The following is a 17,152-nucleotide window of genomic DNA, read 5'->3' on the forward strand; positions in this document are numbered from 1 at the left end:
ATGCGGTTTTCTCGCCTTGCCTGGATGCTTGCAGCAACCTTAGTGGTGACGGGGTGCAGCTCGCGTCCTGCCATTCCGGTCAATGAAAAACAGGCGCTGGTAATGGAATCCAGCATGTTGGCTGCCGGTATAACCGCCGAAAAACCAGACTTTTCTTTGCCAGAAGGGCGGCCCACGGCTTCGTCAACGATTTACAATGAAAGAGACAGCGCTGTCGCCGTTCATTATCGTTACTACTGGTATGACGAAAAGGGGCTGGAAGTGCAGCCGCTGGAAGTACCTAAAACCATTATTGTGCCTGCGAAAGGGCAAGTGACCGTCACTGCCATTTCGTCGTTCTACGGCGCGCGTAAGGTGCGTCTGTATCTTTATTTGTAAGGGGTGAACCTTGATCAGATTTTATCGCTATGTGCTGCCTGGCATCATAGCCATGCTGCTTTCTGGATGTATTATGCGCGGCGAGCAGCAGCCCGCGCCGGTGGAAGAGGCTCAGCCGACGCCCCAGCAGCCGACTCAACCGCTGCCGCCAACGCAGCCGGTACCGACGGTGCCTTCCGTCCCGAGCGTTCCCACGCAGCCGGGCCCGATTGAACATCCGGCGGAAACTGCACCGGCAGAGCCGAAAGTGCGCACTTACGACTGGAGCGGCGCGATGCAGCCGATGGTCGGCAAAATGCTGCAGGCCCAGGGTGTGAATGCCGGTAGCGTGCTGCTGGTGGACAGCGTTAACAACCGCACCAACGGCTCGCTGCAGACTTCAGCGGCAACCGAAGCGCTGCGCGGGGCGCTGGCCAACAACAATAAATTTACTCTCGTTTCCGCCCAACAACTGGCGATGGCGAAGCAGCAACTGCGGCTTTCCCCGCAGGACAGCCTTGGCTCGCGCAGCAAAGCGATTGGCATCGCCCGTAACGTCGGCGCACAGTATGTGCTTTACAGCAATGCCAGCGGCAGCGTCGGCGCGCCGACATTGCAAATGCAGTTGATGCTGGTGCAAACCGGCGAAATTATCTGGTCAGGCAAAGGTGCGGTACAGCAAACCCAGTAAAGCGACGCTGCAGTCGCTTCTTTCCCGACATTTCCCGGCGGCTTCGGCCGCCGGTGTTTTATCTGAGCTTGACGGACTGAGCGGCGGCGCCTGGCGCGTTACGCTTGGCGAACGCGAGTTCATTGCGCGTGCGCGATCCGACGCTCAGCAAAACGGCGTAACGTTTTCCCGCCTGTACAGAGTGCTGCGCCAGATGCCGGCAAGCCTTGCGCCGCAACCCCATTTTTTAGCCGAAGGATGGCTGGTCGCCGATTATCTGCCTGGCGCGATAAACCCTGTTATGCCGCCAGTCCCACAACTTGCTTCTCTGCTGTATCATTTGCATCAACAGCCTCGTTTCGGCTGGCGCGTCCAACTCCTTCCCTTGCTGGAACATGACTGGCAGGCGTGCGATCCCGCGAGGAGAACCGCAGGCTGGCTGCGCTTGCTAAAAAGGTTGCGTCGCCAGGGGGAGCCACGGCCGCTGCGGCTTGCGCCGTTGCATATGGATGTTCACCCGGGCAACCTGGTGCATCAGGCCGGGGGAATAAAACTGATCGACTGGGAATATGCAGGCGACGGCGATATTGCCCTTGAGCTGGCTTCGGTCTGGCTTGAGGAGCGAGAACGAGAGGCGCTGGTTGCCAGCTATGCACAACTGGCTGCCATCAGCGTGACAGCCCTGCAACGTCAGGTAAAGCGCTGGCGGCCCTGGGTCTGTCTGCTGATGGCGGGTTGGTATGAACGGCGCTGGCGGGAAACGAACAATCGACAATTTATCGCACTGGCGGACGACACATGGCGTCAGTGCGGTGTATCAGGAAGAAAGAGAGGTTAATGTGGGTCCGGTAATGTTGGATGTGGCAGGTTTTGAGCTGGATGGCGAGGAGCGTGAGATTCTTCAGCATCCGCTGGTAGGAGGGCTCATTCTCTTTACGCGCAACTACCACGATCCGGAGCAATTGCGCGAGCTGGTCAGGCAAATTCGCGCCGCTTCGCGCAATCATCTGGTTGTGGCGGTCGATCAGGAAGGCGGCCGCGTGCAGCGTTTTCGCGAAGGGTTTACCGCGCTTCCTGCTGCGCAAGCTTACGGCGCGCTGCTTGGGCAGGAAGAGGGCGGCGCTCTGGCGCGTGAGGCTGGATGGCTGATGGCGTGCGAAATGATAGCGATGGATATTGATATCAGCTTCGCTCCGGTGCTGGATATCGGCCATATCAGCGCGGCTATCGGCGAGCGCTCGTTTCATGCCGAGCCGCAAAAAGCGCGTGCGCTTGCCGCCCGCTTTATTGAAGGGATGCGGGAAGCGGGAATGAAGAGCACAGGCAAGCATTTCCCGGGGCATGGCGCGGTGACGGCGGATTCACACAAAGAGACGCCGCGCGACACGCGTCCGGCGGAAGTCATCCGCCAGCATGACATGACTATCTTCCGTGAACTAATTAGTTACAACATGCTTGACGCAATTATGCCGGCTCACGTTATCTACAGCGAAATCGACCCAAGGCCTGCCAGCGGTTCGCCTTACTGGCTGAAAAAGATTTTGCGGCAGGAACTGGGCTTTGACGGCGTGATTTTCTCTGACGATTTGTCAATGGAAGGCGCAGCGATTATGGGCAGCTATGCCGAACGTGGGCAAGCCTCGCTGGATGCGGGTTGCGATATGATCCTCGTCTGTAATAATCGTAAAGGCGCAGTGAGCGTGCTGGAGAACCTGTCGCCGATCAAAGCAGAGCGTGTTACGAATTTGTATCATAAAGGTTCATTTACGCGTCAGGAATTGACGTCGTCAACGCGCTGGAAAACGATACACAATCAGCTTGAAGCGCTGAACGCACGCTGGCAGGCGCATAAAGCGGGGCAATAACGCGCCGCTGGCCGCTTACGCTTACTGTGGTGAGGATGCGATGATTATCTACTTACACGGTTTTGATTCGAATAGCCCGGGCAATCATGAAAAAGTGCTGCAACTGCAGTTTATCGATTCGGACGTACGCTTGATTAGCTACAGCACGCGTCATCCGAAACACGATATGCAACATCTACTCAAAGAAGTCGATAAAATGCTGCAGTTGAACGTCGACGACCGCCCGCTCATCTGTGGCGTAGGGCTTGGTGGCTACTGGGCCGAGCGGATTGGTTTTCTGTGCGACATGCGGCAGGTTATTTTCAACCCGAACCTGTTTCCTTATGAAAATATGGAAGGCAAGATAGATCGTCCGGAAGAGTATGTGGATATCGCCACCAAATGCGTAGAGAACTTTCGGGAGAAAAACCGCGACCGCTGCCTGGTTATCCTCTCCCGTCAGGATGAGGCGCTGGACAGTCAGCGCTCGGCGGATTTGCTGCACCACTATTACGAAATCGTCTGGGACGAAGAGCAAACCCACAAGTTTAAAAACATTTCTCCGCACTTACAGCGCATCAAGGCGTTTAAAACCTTAGGCTAAGGCGTCATTATCATCCCATACTGAAAGGGTCAGCTTCGGCTGACCCTTTTGTTTATCATTTCGGCAGAAAAAATTGATGCATATCAATTTTGGTATGACCAATGCACCGTTCATGATATTCTCAGACGTGTTGTAACGTTTCAGTCGGCTAACCTGTTGTTAATTAAAAGTTATTTTCATAACTTTAACTTAACAATTGGTTAATGTTTTAAGGGGGTCATGTTGACTACGCCATTAAGAAAGATTGTGATTGTCGGCGGGGGTGCTGGTGGGCTTGAGCTGGCGACGCAGCTCGGTCACAAACTGGGCCGCAGTAAAAAAGCCAAAATCACCCTGGTCGATCGCAACCACAGCCACTTGTGGAAACCGCTGCTGCACGAAGTGGCTACCGGTTCACTGGATGAAGGCGTCGATGCGTTGAGCTATCTGGCACACGCGCGCAATCACCATTTCCAGTTCCAGTTGGGCTCGGTTATGGATATCAACCGCGAGCAGAAAACCATTACGCTTGCTGAAGTTCGCGATGAGAAGGGCGAACTTCTGGTACCAGAGCGCAAGCTGGCTTATGACACGCTGGTGATGGCGCTGGGCAGTACTTCAAACGACTTCAATACGCCGGGCGTAAAAGAGAACTGCATATTCCTTGATAATCCGCATCAGGCGCGCCGTTTCCATCAGGAAATGCTCAACCTGTTCCTGAAGCACTCTGCCAATCTGGGCGCCAGCGGCAAAGTTAACATCGCTATCGTGGGCGGCGGCGCGACGGGCGTAGAACTTTCCGCAGAGCTGCATAATGCAGTAAAACAGCTGCACAGCTACGGCTATAAGGGTCTGACCAACGAAGCACTGAACGTGACGCTGGTGGAAGCGGGCGAACGCATCCTGCCTGCGCTGCCGCCGCGTATTTCTGGTGCGGCGCATAACGAACTGACGAAAATGGGCGTACGCGTGCTGACCAATACCATGGTGACCAGCGCGCAAGCGAATGGTCTTCATACCAAAAGCGGCGAGTTCATTGAGGCGGATCTGATGGTCTGGGCGGCAGGTATTAAAGCCCCTGACTTCATGAAAGAGATTGGCGGCCTGGAAACAAACCGTATCAATCAGCTGGTGGTGGAGCCTACCCTGCAGACTACGCGCGATGCGGATATTTTCGCTATTGGCGACTGCGCTTCTTGCCCGCGTCCGGAAGGCGGGTTTGTACCGCCGCGCGCTCAGGCTGCCCACCAGATGGCTGACTGCGCGCTGGATAACATTCTGGCGCAGATCAAAGGCAAACCGCTCAAGGCCTACGTTTATAAAGATCACGGTTCGCTGGTTTCGCTTTCCAACTACTCGACCGTAGGCAGCCTGATGGGCAACCTGATGCGCGGCTCAATGATGGTGGAAGGACGTATTGCGCGCTTTGTTTATATTTCGCTTTATCGTATGCATCAGATAGCGCTGCACGGCTACTTTAGAACAGGGCTCATGATGCTGGTAGGCAGTATTAACCGCGTAATTCGACCTCGCCTCAAGCTGCATTAATAACCGAAAGCTCCCCCTTCGCTCAGGTGAAGGGGGACGTGTCAAAAATTTTACCTTAATCACAATTTTCCCTTCAGACTTCTCTCAATCCCTTGAAAGTACCCAATAAACTGGCGGTTTTTAGCCTTTTTCCTGGTGGCTTTCGTCACATCCGGTTGCAAAATAGATAGCAGTAACAAAGCCGGGAGGATATTCCTGTGAATAAATCAATGTTAGCGGGTATAGGGATTGGCATGGCCGCAGCACTTGGCGTCGCGGCGGTTGCCAGTATGAATGTCTTTAATCGCGGGCCGGAATACGCGCAGGTGGTCTCCGCCACGCCTATTAAAGAAACCGTTAAAACGCCGCGCCAGGAATGCCGCAATGTCACCGTCACCCATCGTCGTCCCGTGCAGGATGAGAACCGTATAGCCGGTTCAGTACTGGGCGCGGTAGCAGGCGGCGTCATCGGCCATCAGTTTGGCGGCGGGCGCGGTAAAGATGTCGCCACGGTAGTCGGTGCGCTGGGCGGTGGTTATGCTGGCAATCAGGTGCAGGGCGCCATGCAGGAGCGAGACACCTACACCACTACGCAGCAACGTTGCAAAACGGTTTATGAAAAATCAGAAAAAATGCTCGGCTACGATGTGACCTACAAAATAGGCGACCAGCAGGGCAAAGTCCGTATGGATAACGACCCGGGAACGCGTATCCCGCTCGACAGTAACGGGCAACTGGTACTGAACAATAAAGCGTAAGAAGCAGATCTCTGCGTTTAACCCCTCTTGTACTCAGGCAGAGGGGTTCTTTTTTTGCAGCAGGAAACCAGGAAAGCAGCGATATTGCTCGCTTACCCGTAACGAGTAAGCGAGCAATCCTTGGCGTTAAATGGTGTTATGTTCCTTGATCACCATAAAACCTGTGATCAATATCGAAACAAAAGCAAAGAGAATAGAGCCACCACACAACAACCAAAGGCTAAATAACACTGTGATTACTATTAACACCTTAAGTAATGGTAATAGCAAAATCATGTTCATTTTCCTTCTGAATGTGCATAGCCAAATTGCGTCTCTTGTTATCCTTGTAGTAACTCTCGCAAAAACTTAATTTCCATCCCTGACCTCGTCTTGATGACGATGTGTAATACCGCCCAGAACAAAGTCTGAATGGTGCTAATCATTAGCGTACGAACAATCATTCGTGTGCTTAAAATTTTAGTCAATCTCACACTTTTGGCTGATAAGTGCGGCCGATTGTTGAGATAGGCTAAGCCTATCGTATGAGAGGAGATGATGCGGTAAGGGACAAAGAGCGGCGCTGACGCCGCTCCGTTCAGGCTTTGACCAGGTGCGGCCATAGCCGCATTAGCGTCTGAATAATCTCTTTCAGTTCATTGCACTTAGCGCCTTCGCGCGCGCTTACGGACATTCCATGTAGCATGCAGGAAACAAAACGCACCAGCATGGAAATATTACACGACGCAGGGATTTCGCCCCGAGCCTGCCGTTGCTCAAAAAAGCGCAAAAGCGTTTCTTCACGTTGCGCGTGCCGGGCTTTGATAGCGCTGGCAATCTCTTCCGAAGAGGCGGCTAGTGCGGCGGAGGTGGTAACGATAAAGCAGCCCGCTGGCGTGTCTGCGCTGGTAAAACAGGCGGCGACTTCCGCGCAATAAGATTCTAACGCCTCTTCAACGCGCTTACTGTCGTCAAAAAGGAGGGCTTCCTGTTTTTCCGCAAAACGCGAGATGTAACGGTCCAGCACCGCCCTGAATAGCCCCTCTTTATTTGTAAATTCTGCATACAGCGTAGGTGCTTTCGCTCCGGTCGCTTCCACGAGGTGGGCGAGGGAGGTCGCTTCATAACCATGCTGCCAGAACAGCGCCATGGCCTTATCCAGCGCCGCTTCCCTGTCGAACACTTTTGGTCGGCCACGGCTTTTTTTTGCGCAACCCGATGCATCAGTTGTCATGGTGCCGTTTACCTCTGTCTGTTTTCTGAATACCCATTATAAAAATAAAACTTCTCAGGTGCCATAAGAGGTTGGGATTAAATTTTATTTATCTATCTATATGAAAATAATAGCGTTTAATTATTAATTAATGATCATTATAAAATCTTGTTGACTGTGATGAGGATCACGCCTAACATTTAACTATCGATCGTTAACTTAATCAGTTTAACGACCTCTTATTCCTCTATTTCAGGACAACAACCATGAAAAATATGAAAAACCTGCTCGCTATCGCCGTACTGAGTTCACTTTCTTTCGCAAGCGTCGCTGCGGTTCAGGTGCAGTCTGCCCCGGCCGATCAGCATAAAGCGGGTTCAATCTCCGCCATGGGCGGCAGCAACCTGGGCTCGGTTGAACAGGCGTTATCGCAAAAAGCAGAAGCCATGGGCGCAAAATCCTGGCGCATCACTTCTGTAACCGGTGATAACACGCTGCACGGCACCGCAGTAATTTATAAATAATCTGTACCCTCTAATGAAAAAGGCCCTGCTTTCTGGCAGGGCCTTTTTTTATGTCTTGTCGATAGCACCATTTTCTGGCGGCGAGCTCACCTCGACAGGGACGCCCGCGCGCAGTGTAAGCGCCTTATTGACGAATTCGTTGTGCGTTTGCGCCGCCGCTTCGAAAGCCTTGAGCTTGTCATTCAGCACAATAGGCTGCGTTTTAGGATCGTCATCAATGCGCTTAGAAAGCGGCTGATGCACCTCAATCCAGCGACGGCCATCCGGCTCTATCGAGGCTTTCACCGGTTCGTTAATAATGGTGACTTTTGTCCCCACCGGCACGGTGCTGAAGAGGTGTTTGATGTCGTCATCCCGCAGGCGGATACAGCCGGAGCTTACGCGCATGCCGATGCCGAAATCCGCGTTTGTGCCATGCAGCAGGTATACCCCGCCATACGCTGCGAGGCGAATGGCATGATGCCCCATCGGGTTTTCCGGCCCGGCAGGGACGACAGGCGGCAGTTCAACGCCCTGAGCGAGATAACGGGCGCGAATAGCCGCAGTCGGAGTCCATGTCGGATTTTCACGTTTTTGAGAGATGCGCGTCACCATGGTAGGCGTCAGCGTATCGCCGCCCAGTTGGCCTATTCCTACCGGATAAACGGTGACGCTGTTTTCCCCGGGCGCGTAATAATAAAGCCGCAGCTCGGCAAGATTGATAATGATGCCTTCACGCGGCGCATCCGGCAGCAGCATTTGCCGCGGGATGGTCAGCACGCTGCCTGCGCGCGGCACGTAAGGGTCGACGCCCGGGTTCGCCTGCAACAGCGCCAGGAAACCGACGTTATAGCGTTTGGCGATAGCCTCCAGCGAGCCGCCGTCATCGGCAACGGTATGATAAAGCGTCTCCCCCACCAGGCGGCTGTCCGGCGCAGGTAAAGGGTAGGTATTGGCGCTGGCTTCGCTTGCATAAAGCGCGAGCGCAGCAAAGGGTATAAGCGTTATCCAGCGGTAAAGCGAGGCGGTAAAGTGTGTCATCGCAGCTATCCTGTGCGTTAAATCCAGCATTATTAAGTTGTTAACCGGAAGTATGGCGGGTATAGCGCGTAGGAAATCCTGGCGAGTGCAAAAGAGTGTAAAGTTACGCGGCGCGTCAGGAGAAAACGCGCCGCGTAAGGTTTGGCGATCAGACGAGGGCGTTTTCCGCCAGCTGCTGCATAAACTTCTGTACCCATTCCAGGCGAATCTTGCGCTCCGCCAGCTCGCGGGTGAATTTTAGCCGGGTCGGACCATCAAGCCGGTAGTGCTGTGGTTCCTTTTGCAGCAGACCTATCAGCCAGCCCGGATCGACATGGTTTTTCTCGGCAAATTCCAGCATGCCGCCTTTGTCGTTGGCTTCAATCTTACGGATGCCGAGCTTCTGCGCCTGCTGGCGCAACCTTGCGATATCCAGCAAATTGCGCGCCGGGTCCGGCAGCAGGCCGAAGCGGTCTATCAATTCAACCTTCAGCTCTTCCAGCTCGCGCTCTTTCTTCGCGCTGGCGATGCGCTTATAGAACGAAAGGCGAGTGTTCACATCCGGAATGAAGTCCTCCGGCAACAGCGATGGCATGCGAAGCTCCACTTCCGTCTGCTGGCTGGTTAAATCCTCAAGCGACGGCTCGCGGCCCGCCTTGAGCGCATCCACGGCATTTTCCAACAGTTCCATATAAAGCGAGAAGCCAATGCTTTCCATCTGTCCGCTCTGATCTTCGCCAAGCAGTTCGCCCGCGCCGCGAATTTCAAGGTCATGGGTAGCGAGTGCGAAACCGGCGCCGAGATCTTCCAGCGAAGCGATAGCTTCCAGACGCTTCTGCGCGTCGGTGGTCATCGCTTTCGGATGCGGCGTCAGCAGCCAGGCGTAAGCCTGATGATGAGAACGACCAACGCGGCCGCGAAGCTGGTGCAGCTGCGCCAGGCCGAAATGGTCGGCGCGCTCAATAATAATGGTGTTCGCCGTTGGAATATCGATGCCGGTTTCGATAATGGTGGTGCAGACCAGCACGTTGAAGCGCTGATGATGGAAATCATTCATCACCCGCTCAAGCTCGCGCTCGCGCATCTGGCCGTGACCTACCGCAATACGCGCTTCCGGCACCAGGTTCGCCAGCCGCTCCGCCGCCTTCTGGATGTTTTCCACATCGTTGTAGAGATAGTAAACCTGGCCGCCGCGCAGGATTTCACGCAGGATGGCTTCGCGCACCACCAGGTTGTCGTACTCACGAACGAACGTTTTCACCGCCAGGCGCCGGGCAGGCGGGGTGGCGATGATAGAGAGATCGCGCATGCCGCTCATCGCCATATTTAGCGTTCGCGGAATCGGCGTGGCGGTGAGCGTCAGGATATCGACATCCGCACGCATCGCTTTAATGCGCTCTTTGTGACGAACGCCGAAGCGGTGCTCTTCATCGACAATCAGCAGGCCGAGATCCTTCATCTTCACATCGCTTTGTAGCAGTTTATGAGTGCCGATGAGGATATCAACTTTGCCTTCGGCGGCCTGTTCCAGCACCTGCGCTTGCTCTTTGGCGCTGCGAAAGCGAGAAAGCATTTCAATGCGCACCGGCCAGTTGGCGAAGCGGTCGCGGAAATTATCATAATGTTGCTGGGCAAGCAGGGTAGTGGGCACCAGCACTGCCACCTGCTTGTTGTTTTCCACCGCCAGAAACGCTGCGCGCATCGCCACTTCGGTTTTGCCGAAGCCTACGTCGCCGCACACCAGACGGTCCATCGCCAGCGGCTGGCACATGTCGCTCAGTACGGCGTTGATCGCCTGCGCCTGGTCTGGGGTGGTTTCAAACGGGAAGCCTTCGCAGAAAAGCTGATACTGCTCGCGGTCGTGTTTAAACGCAAAACCTTGCTTCGCCGCGCGCTGGGCGTAAATATCGAGCAACTCCGCCGCCACGTCGCGCACTTTTTCCGCCGCTTTTTGCCGCGCTTTAGACCAGGCGTCGCCGCCAAGCTTATGCAGCGGCGCGTTCTCTTCCGCGCCGCCGGCGTAGCGGCTAATCAGGTGCAGGGATGAAACCGGCACGTAAAGCTTCGCGTCATTAGCGTAGGTGAGCATCAGGTATTCGCCCTTAATGCCGCCCGCTTCAAGGGTGGTCATGCCCGCATAGCGGCCAACGCCATGTTCGAAATGCACCACCGGCTGGCCCGGATGCAGCTCCGCCAGGTTGCGGATAAGGGTATCGGGGTTGATGGTGCGGCGGTTATCCTGGCGCCGACGGGTAACGCGCTCGCCCAGCAGGTCGCCTTCGCAAATCAGCGCGCGGTTACGCAATGTGTCGATAAAACCACGTTCCGCCGCGCCAATCATCAGATAACGTCCGGCATTCGCGGCTTCATCAAGCCGGTAGATGCGCTTCGGCGCCACTTTAATGCGGGCGAGCAGTTCGCCCAGCGCCTCGCGGCGGCCTTCGCTCTCGACCGAAAACACCACCGGGCCGCCGAAACTTTCCAGAAACTGGCGAAGGCTATCGAGCGGCGCTTTCTGCTGCGCCTGGACTGCGATATCCGGCAGCCCCTGATAGCCGAGATTCGTATGCGCGGCTTTGTCAGCGAGCTTATCGCTTTTCAACTGCACCCGCGGCCACTGTTTCAGCTCGCCAAACAGTTCGTCAGTTTTTAGCCATAGCGTTTCCGGCGGTAGCAGCGGGCGCATCGGATCGACGCCGCGGTTCTCAAAACGCGCAACCGTATCGGCCCAGAAGCGGTCGGCGCTGCTTTCCAGCTCGCCGGTGTTAATCACCAGCGTATTTTTCGGGAAATAACTAAACAGCGGCGGCAGCGGCTCATTGAAAAAGAGCGGTTGCCAGTATTCAATCCCTGCCGGCAGGGTGCCTTTGCTCACCTGCTGATAGATATGCTCGGCGTCGCGTTTTACCTCAAAGCGGTCGCGCCACTGGCTGCGGAACAGTTCAATGGCCGCTTTATCCGTGGGGAATTCATGCGCGGGCAGTAGATTAATCGCTTCCACCTCTTCCAGCGTGCGCTGGGTATCAACATCAAACAGGCGCAGGCTGTCGATTTCGTCATCAAAAAAATCGATACGGTAAGGCTGAGTGCTGCCCATTGGGTAAAGATCAAGCAGTGCGCCGCGGGTGGCGTATTCGCCATGTTCCATCACCTGGTCAACGTTGCGGTAGCCCGCCTGATCAAGCTGGCTGCGCAGCGTATCGCGCGAAAGCGCCTGGCCTTTGCGCATCACCAGCGCATGGCCGTGCAGAAAACTGTGCGGGCAGACCCGCTGCATTAGCGTATTCACCGGCATAATCAGCACGCCGCGCTGCATGGCGGGAAGCTGATAAAGCGTGGAGAGCCGGGAGGAAATGATGTCCTGATGGGGCGAGAAGCTGTCGTAAGGCAGGGTTTCCCAGTCGGCGAGATTCATCACCAGACTGTCGGTAAACTGCTGAATTTCATCGTGCAGACGCAGGGCGCTTTGCATATCCGGCGCCACAAGCACGACCGGCCCGGTATGACGCTCGGCGATTTCCGCCACTTCGCAGGCGGCGGCTGACCCGGTCAGCTCACCCAGTTGACGCTGTTCGCCCGCTTTGGCGGGCAGAGAATAACGATATTGTTCAGGCATAGAAGACGAAACGCGCTCCGGTTGTGCCGTAAGGCCGGGATAAAAACCCGGCGACAGAGTGGGTTAGTGGTTCCATAAATCGGATCTGGGCTTTATTATCGTTGATCACTTTGCATTAGCAACCGTACAAGACGGATTTCATGTATCAACCTGTCGCGTTATTTATAGGCCTGCGGTATATGCGCGGGCGTGCAGCGGACCGTTTCGGTCGTTTTGTCTCCTGGCTGTCCACCATCGGCATTACGCTTGGCGTGCTGGCGCTGGTCACGGTGCTTTCCGTGATGAACGGCTTTGAGCGCGAGCTGCAAAACAACATCCTGGGGCTGATGCCGCAGGCGCTTATCACCTCTCAAAAAGGCTCCATCAAGCCTGACGAACTTCCGGCGAACGGTCTGAAGCTGCAGGGCGTCAATCGCGTTGCGCCGTTAACCACCGGCGACGTGGTGCTGCAAAGCGCCCGCAGCGTGTCGGTGGGCGTCATGCTGGGCATCGACCCGCAGCAGCAGGATCCGCTGACGCCCTGGCTGGTCAACGTTAAGCAAAGCGACTTAGCGCCGGGCAAATATAACGTCATTCTGGGTGAACAGCTGGCCGGGCAGCTTGGCGTTAACCGCGGCGATCAGATTCGCGTGATGGTGCCTTCCGCCAGCCAGTTTACGCCGATGGGCCGCGTGCCCAGCCAGCGTCTCTTTACCGTTATCGGCACCTTCGCCGCCAACAGTGAAGTGGACGGCTACCAGATGCTGACGAACATTCAGGACGCATCAAGACTGATGCGCTACCCGGCAGGCAACATCACCGGCTGGCGCTTGTGGCTCGATGAACCGCTGAAAGTCGACGAGTTGAGCCAGCAGGCGCTGCCTCAGGGCACGGCGTGGAAAGACTGGCGCGAACGTAAGGGTGAGCTTTTCCAGGCGGTACGCATGGAAAAAAACATGATGGGGCTGCTGCTGAGTCTTATCGTCGCCGTCGCAGCGTTTAACATCATCACGTCGCTTGGCCTGATGGTGATGGAAAAGCAGGGCGAAGTCGCGATACTGCAAACCCAGGGGCTGACGCGCCGCCAGATAATGGCGGTGTTTATGGTGCAGGGGGCGAGCGCCGGGATTATCGGCGCGCTGCTCGGCGCCGTGCTTGGCGCGCTACTGGCCAGCCAGCTTAATAATTTAATGCCGATTATCGGCGCGTTTCTTGACGGCGCGGCGCTGCCTGTCGTTATCGAACCTTTACAGGTGATTGGCATTGCTCTGCTGGCGATGGCGATTGCGTTGTTATCCACGCTTTACCCCTCCTGGCGCGCGGCCGCCACCCAACCCGCTGAGGCTTTACGTTATGAGTAAGACTGTGCTGTTACAGTGCGACAATCTGTGCAAACGCTACCAGGAAGGCAAAGTGCAAACGGACGTGTTGCACAATGTCAGCTTCAGCATGAATGCGGGCGAGACGATGGCGATTGTCGGCAGCTCCGGCTCCGGCAAAAGCACCCTGTTGCACCTGCTGGGCGGGCTCGACACGCCCACCTCCGGCGATGTGATTTTCAACGGCCAGTCGATGAGCAAGCTCTCTTCGGCGGCGAAAGCGGAACTGCGCAATCGCGAGCTGGGCTTTATCTACCAGTTCCACCATTTGTTGCCGGACTTCACCGCCCTGGAAAACGTAGCCATGCCGCTGCTTATCGGTAAAAAGAAAGGCGCGGAGACCGAATCGCGGGCGCTTGAGATGCTAAAAGCCGTCGGCCTCGACCACCGCGCCGGCCATCGTCCTTCCGAACTTTCCGGCGGCGAGCGTCAGCGTGTGGCCATCGCGCGCGCGCTGGTCAATAACCCGCGCCTTGTGCTGGCAGATGAGCCGACGGGCAACCTGGACGCCCGCAACGCGGACGCCATTTTCGCCCTGCTCGGCGAGCTGAATAAAACGCAGGGCACCGCTTTTCTGGTGGTGACCCATGACCTTCAGCTGGCGAAACGCATGTCGCGCCGTCTTGAGATGCGCGACGGCCATCTGAACACAGAACTGACCCTGATGGGGGCGGATTAAGCATGTCGCCCTTATCGCTGTTAATCGGCCTGCGCTTTAGCCGCGGCCGCCGTCGTAGCGGCATGGTGTCGCTGATTTCCATTATCTCCACTATCGGCATCGCGCTTGGCGTGGCGGTGCTGATAGTGGGCCTGAGCGCCATGAACGGCTTTGAGCGCGAGCTGAATAACCGCATTCTGGCGGTTGTGCCGCATGGCGAGATTGAGCCGGTGAATCAGCCGTGGAACGGCTGGGGCGACGTGCTGCAACGGGTCGAGAAGGTAAAAGGCGTCGCCGCCGCCGCGCCCTATATCAACTTTACCGGGCTGGTGGAAAGCGGGGTGAATCTGCGCGCTATCCAGGTGAAAGGGGTGGATCCGCAGCAGGAGAAGCGCCTTAGCGCGCTGCCGAATTTCGTGCAGAACAATGCCTGGCAGAGCTTTAAAGCGGGCGAGCAGCAGATAATTCTCGGCAAAGGCGTCGCCGATGCGCTGAAGGTGAAGCAGGGCGACTGGATCTCCATCATGATTCCCAACGCTGACGCTGCGCATAAGCTTCTGCAGCCAAAGCGAGTCCGCCTGCACGTGGCCGGCATTCTGCAACTGAGCGGCCAGCTTGATCACAGCTTCGCCATGATCCCGATGCAGGACGCGCAGCAGTATCGGGAAATGGGTGACAGTGTCACGGGCATCGCCATTAAAGTTAACGATGTGTTTAACGCTAACAAGCTGGTGCGTGATGCAGGGGAAGTGACCAACGCTTACGTTTACATCAAAAGCTGGATTGGCACCTACGGCTATATGTACCGCGACATCCAGATGATCCGCGCCATTATGTATCTGGCGATGGTGCTGGTGATAGGCGTCGCCTGCTTCAATATTGTCTCTACGCTGGTGATGGCGGTAAAAGACAAGAGCAGCGATATTGCGGTGCTGCGTACATTAGGTGCAAAGGATGGCCTGATCCGCGCCATTTTCGTCTGGTACGGACTGCTGGCGGGTCTGCTTGGCTCGGTAAGCGGCGTGGTCGTAGGCGTGCTCGCCTCCTGGCAGCTCACGGGCATTATTCGTTTTCTTGAAACGTTGCTCGGCCATCATTTCCTCTCCGGCGATATTTACTTTATCGACTTCCTGCCGTCGGAACTGCACTGGCTGGATGTGGTTTATGTGCTGGTGACGGCGCTCTTGCTGAGCCTGCTGGCGAGCTGGTACCCGGCGCGGCGCGCAAGCCGCATCGACCCGGCGCGCGTGCTGAGCGGACAATAACTTTCAGGAGCGGCTATGTACTACGGCTTCGATATAGGCGGCAGCAAAATAGCCCTTGGCGTCTATGACGAGAACCGGCGGCTACAGTGGGAAAAGCGCGTCGCCACGCCGCATAACGGCTACGCGCAGTTCCTCGCCGCTCTCCAGGAACTGGTGGCAGAGGCCGACAGCCGCTTTGCTGTTGTCGGGCGCGTCGGCATCGGCATTCCCGGCATGCCGGTAACCGATGACGGCACCCTCTACGCCGCCAATCTCCCCGCCGCCAGCGGCAGGCCACTGAAGGCAGATTTGTCTTCGCTGTTAGGGCGCGAAGTACGCATGGAGAACGACGCCAACTGCTTTGCGCTGTCGGAAGCCTGGGACGACGAATTCCGCCGCTACCCGCTGGTGATGGGGCTTATTCTCGGCACCGGCGTGGGCGGCGGCATTGTTTATCACGGCAAAGCGGTAAGCGGACGCCGCTTTATTACCGGCGAGTTTGGCCATATGCGGTTGCCTGTTGATGCGCTGGATGTCATCGGGCGCGATACGCCGCTTATACGCTGCGGCTGCGGTAAAACCGGCTGCATGGAGACGCTGCTTTCCGGCGGCGGCTTTGCATGGCTGCATCAACACTTCTACCATCAATCATTAAGCGCGCCCGACATTATCCACCGCTGGCAACAGCACGATGCGCAGGCGCGCGAACATGTAGAGCGATTTGTGGACCTGCTGGCGGTCTGCCTGGGCAACCTGCTGACCGCCATTGACCCGGATCTGCTGGTGCTGGGCGGCGGCCTGTCGAACTTTACTTACCTTGTGGAGCAACTGCCGCAACGGCTGGCGCCGCATTTATTGCCGGTGGCGAAAGCGCCGCGCATTGAAGCTGCCCGGCACGGCGATGCCGGCGGCATGCGCGGTGCGGCTTTCCTGCATCTGACCGATTAACATCCGGAGTGGTTATGCTATCGCGTCGTCAACACCGGCTCAGCCGGTTTCGAAGGAATAAGCGTCGGCTGCGCGAGCGGTTGCGCCAGCGTATTTTTTTCAGAGACACAGGGGTGCCGGAAGTGATGGAAAAACCAAGAGTGGTGGTGCTGACAGGCGCGGGGATTTCAGCGGAATCGGGCATTAAAACCTTCCGTGCGGCGGATGGCCTGTGGGAAGAGCATCACGTAGAGGATGTGGCGACGCCCGAAGGTTTCGCCCGTAACCCGGCGCTGGTTCAGCGCTTTTACAACGAGCGCCGCCGCCAGCTTCAGCAGGCGGAAGTCCAGCCCAACGCCGCGCACCTGGCGCTGGCGCGTCTTGAGCAGGCGCTGGGCGACCGCTTTTTGCTGATAACGCAGAATATCGACAACCTGCATGAAAGAGCGGGCAACGAAAATGTGCTGCACATGCACGGCGAGCTGCTGAAAGTGCGCTGCGAGCGCAGCGGGCAGGTGCTGGCGTGGACAGGCGACGTAACGACGCAGGATAAGTGTCACTGCTGCCAGTTTCCTTCGCCGCTGCGCCCGCACGTGGTCTGGTTTGGCGAAATGCCGCTCGGCATGGATCGCATTTATGAAGCGCTGGCGATGGCGGATGTCTTTATCGCTATCGGCACGTCCGGCCACGTCTACCCGGCGGCGGGTTTTGTTCACGAAGCGAAGCTGCAGGGCGCGCATACCGTTGAACTCAACCTTGAGCCAAGCCAGGTCGGCAGCGAGTTTGAAGAGAAGCATTACGGACTGGCAAGCCAGGTGGTGCCGGAGTTTGTAGATAAGCTGCTAAAGGGGCTTTAAACGGCGGCGTGCAATAAGGTGGGGCGCTGCGCGCCCAC

General features: G+C 56.5%; 16 protein-coding genes. 13 read left to right on the forward strand and 3 right to left on the reverse strand.

Annotation, left to right across the window (positions count from 1 at the left end; translation table 11 throughout):
- The 7 genes from IEX01_RS04105 to IEX01_RS04135 all read left to right on the forward strand — a co-directional run bounded on the left by IEX01_RS04105 (position 1) and on the right by IEX01_RS04135 (position 5,739).
- A complete protein-coding gene (locus IEX01_RS04105) occupies positions 1-378 on the forward strand; it encodes a YcfL family putative periplasmic lipoprotein (protein WP_024556714.1) in 378 nt (125 codons plus the stop codon).
- Between the two features lie 52 nt (positions 379-430).
- Positions 431-1,048, forward strand: coding sequence for a penicillin-binding protein activator LpoB (gene lpoB / locus IEX01_RS04110; RefSeq protein ID WP_188723724.1), 618 nt, complete (start codon positions 431-433; stop codon positions 1,046-1,048).
- Positions 1,026-1,865: a thiamine kinase gene (gene thiK, locus IEX01_RS04115; RefSeq protein ID WP_188723303.1), complete on the forward strand. Its 840-nt coding sequence runs from the start codon at positions 1,026-1,028 to the stop codon at positions 1,863-1,865. Before lpoB ends, thiK begins: the two co-directional genes overlap by 23 nt.
- Position 1,866: 1 nt before the next feature.
- Entirely contained in the window at positions 1,867-2,892 is a 1,026-nt protein-coding gene (gene nagZ, locus IEX01_RS04120; RefSeq protein ID WP_024561231.1) for a beta-N-acetylhexosaminidase, read from the forward strand.
- 40 nt (positions 2,893-2,932) lie between these two features.
- The gene (gene ycfP / locus IEX01_RS04125) at positions 2,933-3,475 is read left to right on the forward strand and encodes an alpha/beta hydrolase YcfP (protein WP_024556718.1); all 543 of its coding nucleotides are present in this window, start codon (positions 2,933-2,935) and stop codon (positions 3,473-3,475) included.
- Between the two features lie 222 nt (positions 3,476-3,697).
- Positions 3,698-5,002 (forward strand): NAD(P)/FAD-dependent oxidoreductase, encoded by a 1,305-nt coding sequence (locus IEX01_RS04130; RefSeq protein ID WP_024556719.1) that lies wholly within the window; start codon positions 3,698-3,700, stop codon positions 5,000-5,002.
- A gap of 197 nt (positions 5,003-5,199) precedes the next feature.
- Entirely contained in the window at positions 5,200-5,739 is a 540-nt protein-coding gene (locus tag IEX01_RS04135) for a glycine zipper 2TM domain-containing protein (RefSeq protein WP_024556720.1), read from the forward strand.
- Positions 5,740-6,316: 577 nt separating this feature from the next.
- Here the strand turns inward: IEX01_RS04135 and IEX01_RS04140 are convergent.
- On the reverse strand, positions 6,317-6,952 hold the full coding sequence (locus IEX01_RS04140; protein ID WP_034882016.1) for a TetR/AcrR family transcriptional regulator: 636 nt from the start codon (positions 6,950-6,952) through the stop codon (positions 6,317-6,319).
- 245 nt (positions 6,953-7,197) lie between these two features.
- Here IEX01_RS04140 and bhsA point away from each other — a divergent pair, with 245 nt between their 5' ends.
- Positions 7,198-7,455 (forward strand): multiple stress resistance protein BhsA, encoded by a 258-nt coding sequence (bhsA, locus tag IEX01_RS04145; RefSeq protein WP_024556722.1) that lies wholly within the window; start codon positions 7,198-7,200, stop codon positions 7,453-7,455.
- A 48-nt stretch (positions 7,456-7,503) separates the two neighbouring features.
- On the opposite strand, the gene ldtC is transcribed toward bhsA, so the two are convergent.
- Together ldtC and mfd are read right to left on the reverse strand one after the other, a co-directional pair.
- Positions 7,504-8,475, reverse strand: coding sequence for a L,D-transpeptidase LdtC (ldtC, locus tag IEX01_RS04150; protein ID WP_024561230.1), 972 nt, complete (start codon positions 8,473-8,475; stop codon positions 7,504-7,506).
- A gap of 148 nt (positions 8,476-8,623) precedes the next feature.
- A complete protein-coding gene (gene mfd, locus IEX01_RS04155; protein WP_188723304.1) occupies positions 8,624-12,070 on the reverse strand; it encodes a transcription-repair coupling factor in 3,447 nt (1,148 codons plus the stop codon).
- A 140-nt stretch (positions 12,071-12,210) separates the two neighbouring features.
- On the opposite strand from mfd, the gene lolC reads away from it, so the two are divergent.
- Genes lolC through cobB form a run of 5 tightly spaced genes read left to right on the forward strand, consistent with a single transcriptional unit; the run spans position 12,211 to position 17,114 of the window.
- A complete protein-coding gene (gene lolC / locus IEX01_RS04160; RefSeq protein ID WP_188723305.1) occupies positions 12,211-13,410 on the forward strand; it encodes a lipoprotein-releasing ABC transporter permease subunit LolC in 1,200 nt (399 codons plus the stop codon).
- On the forward strand, positions 13,403-14,107 hold the full coding sequence (lolD, locus tag IEX01_RS04165) for a lipoprotein-releasing ABC transporter ATP-binding protein LolD (RefSeq protein ID WP_024556726.1): 705 nt from the start codon (positions 13,403-13,405) through the stop codon (positions 14,105-14,107). Before lolC ends, lolD begins: the two co-directional genes overlap by 8 nt.
- 2 nt (positions 14,108-14,109) lie before the next feature.
- On the forward strand, positions 14,110-15,351 hold the full coding sequence (lolE, locus tag IEX01_RS04170; protein ID WP_188723306.1) for a lipoprotein-releasing ABC transporter permease subunit LolE: 1,242 nt from the start codon (positions 14,110-14,112) through the stop codon (positions 15,349-15,351).
- 15 nt (positions 15,352-15,366) lie between these two features.
- Positions 15,367-16,278 carry an N-acetylglucosamine kinase gene (gene nagK, locus IEX01_RS04175; RefSeq protein WP_188723307.1) on the forward strand — a complete coding sequence of 304 codons (912 nt, stop codon included), beginning with the start codon at positions 15,367-15,369 and terminating at the stop codon, positions 16,276-16,278.
- A 14-nt stretch (positions 16,279-16,292) separates the two neighbouring features.
- Positions 16,293-17,114 (forward strand): Sir2 family NAD+-dependent deacetylase, encoded by an 822-nt coding sequence (gene cobB / locus IEX01_RS04180; protein ID WP_048888305.1) that lies wholly within the window; start codon positions 16,293-16,295, stop codon positions 17,112-17,114.
- The last annotated feature ends 38 nt before the right edge of the window (positions 17,115-17,152 follow it).

Source organism: Franconibacter daqui (genome assembly GCF_014644275.1).
GTDB lineage: Bacteria > Pseudomonadota > Gammaproteobacteria > Enterobacterales > Enterobacteriaceae > Franconibacter > Franconibacter pulveris.

What these genes read in the sequence shown, in the direction of transcription:
- ycfP (WP_024556718.1), top strand. Translation starts at nt 2,933, where the DNA reads ATGATTATCTACTTACACGGTTTTGATTCGAATAGCCCGGGCAATCAT.
- bhsA (WP_024556722.1), top strand. Translation starts at nt 7,198, where the DNA reads ATGAAAAATATGAAAAACCTGCTCGCTATCGCCGTACTGAGTTCACTT.
- cobB (WP_048888305.1), top strand. Translation starts at nt 16,293, where the DNA reads ATGCTATCGCGTCGTCAACACCGGCTCAGCCGGTTTCGAAGGAATAAG.
- nagK (WP_188723307.1), top strand. Translation starts at nt 15,367, where the DNA reads ATGTACTACGGCTTCGATATAGGCGGCAGCAAAATAGCCCTTGGCGTC.
- lpoB (WP_188723724.1), top strand. Translation starts at nt 431, where the DNA reads ATGCTGCTTTCTGGATGTATTATGCGCGGCGAGCAGCAGCCCGCGCCG.
- mfd (WP_188723304.1), bottom strand. Translation starts at nt 12,070, where the DNA reads ATGCCTGAACAATATCGTTATTCTCTGCCCGCCAAAGCGGGCGAACAG.
- lolC (WP_188723305.1), top strand. Translation starts at nt 12,211, where the DNA reads ATGTATCAACCTGTCGCGTTATTTATAGGCCTGCGGTATATGCGCGGG.
- ldtC (WP_024561230.1), bottom strand. Translation starts at nt 8,475, where the DNA reads ATGACACACTTTACCGCCTCGCTTTACCGCTGGATAACGCTTATACCC.
- IEX01_RS04140 (WP_034882016.1), bottom strand. Translation starts at nt 6,952, where the DNA reads ATGACAACTGATGCATCGGGTTGCGCAAAAAAAAGCCGTGGCCGACCA.
- IEX01_RS04105 (WP_024556714.1), top strand. Translation starts at nt 1, where the DNA reads ATGCGGTTTTCTCGCCTTGCCTGGATGCTTGCAGCAACCTTAGTGGTG.
- lolD (WP_024556726.1), top strand. Translation starts at nt 13,403, where the DNA reads ATGAGTAAGACTGTGCTGTTACAGTGCGACAATCTGTGCAAACGCTAC.
- lolE (WP_188723306.1), top strand. Translation starts at nt 14,110, where the DNA reads ATGTCGCCCTTATCGCTGTTAATCGGCCTGCGCTTTAGCCGCGGCCGC.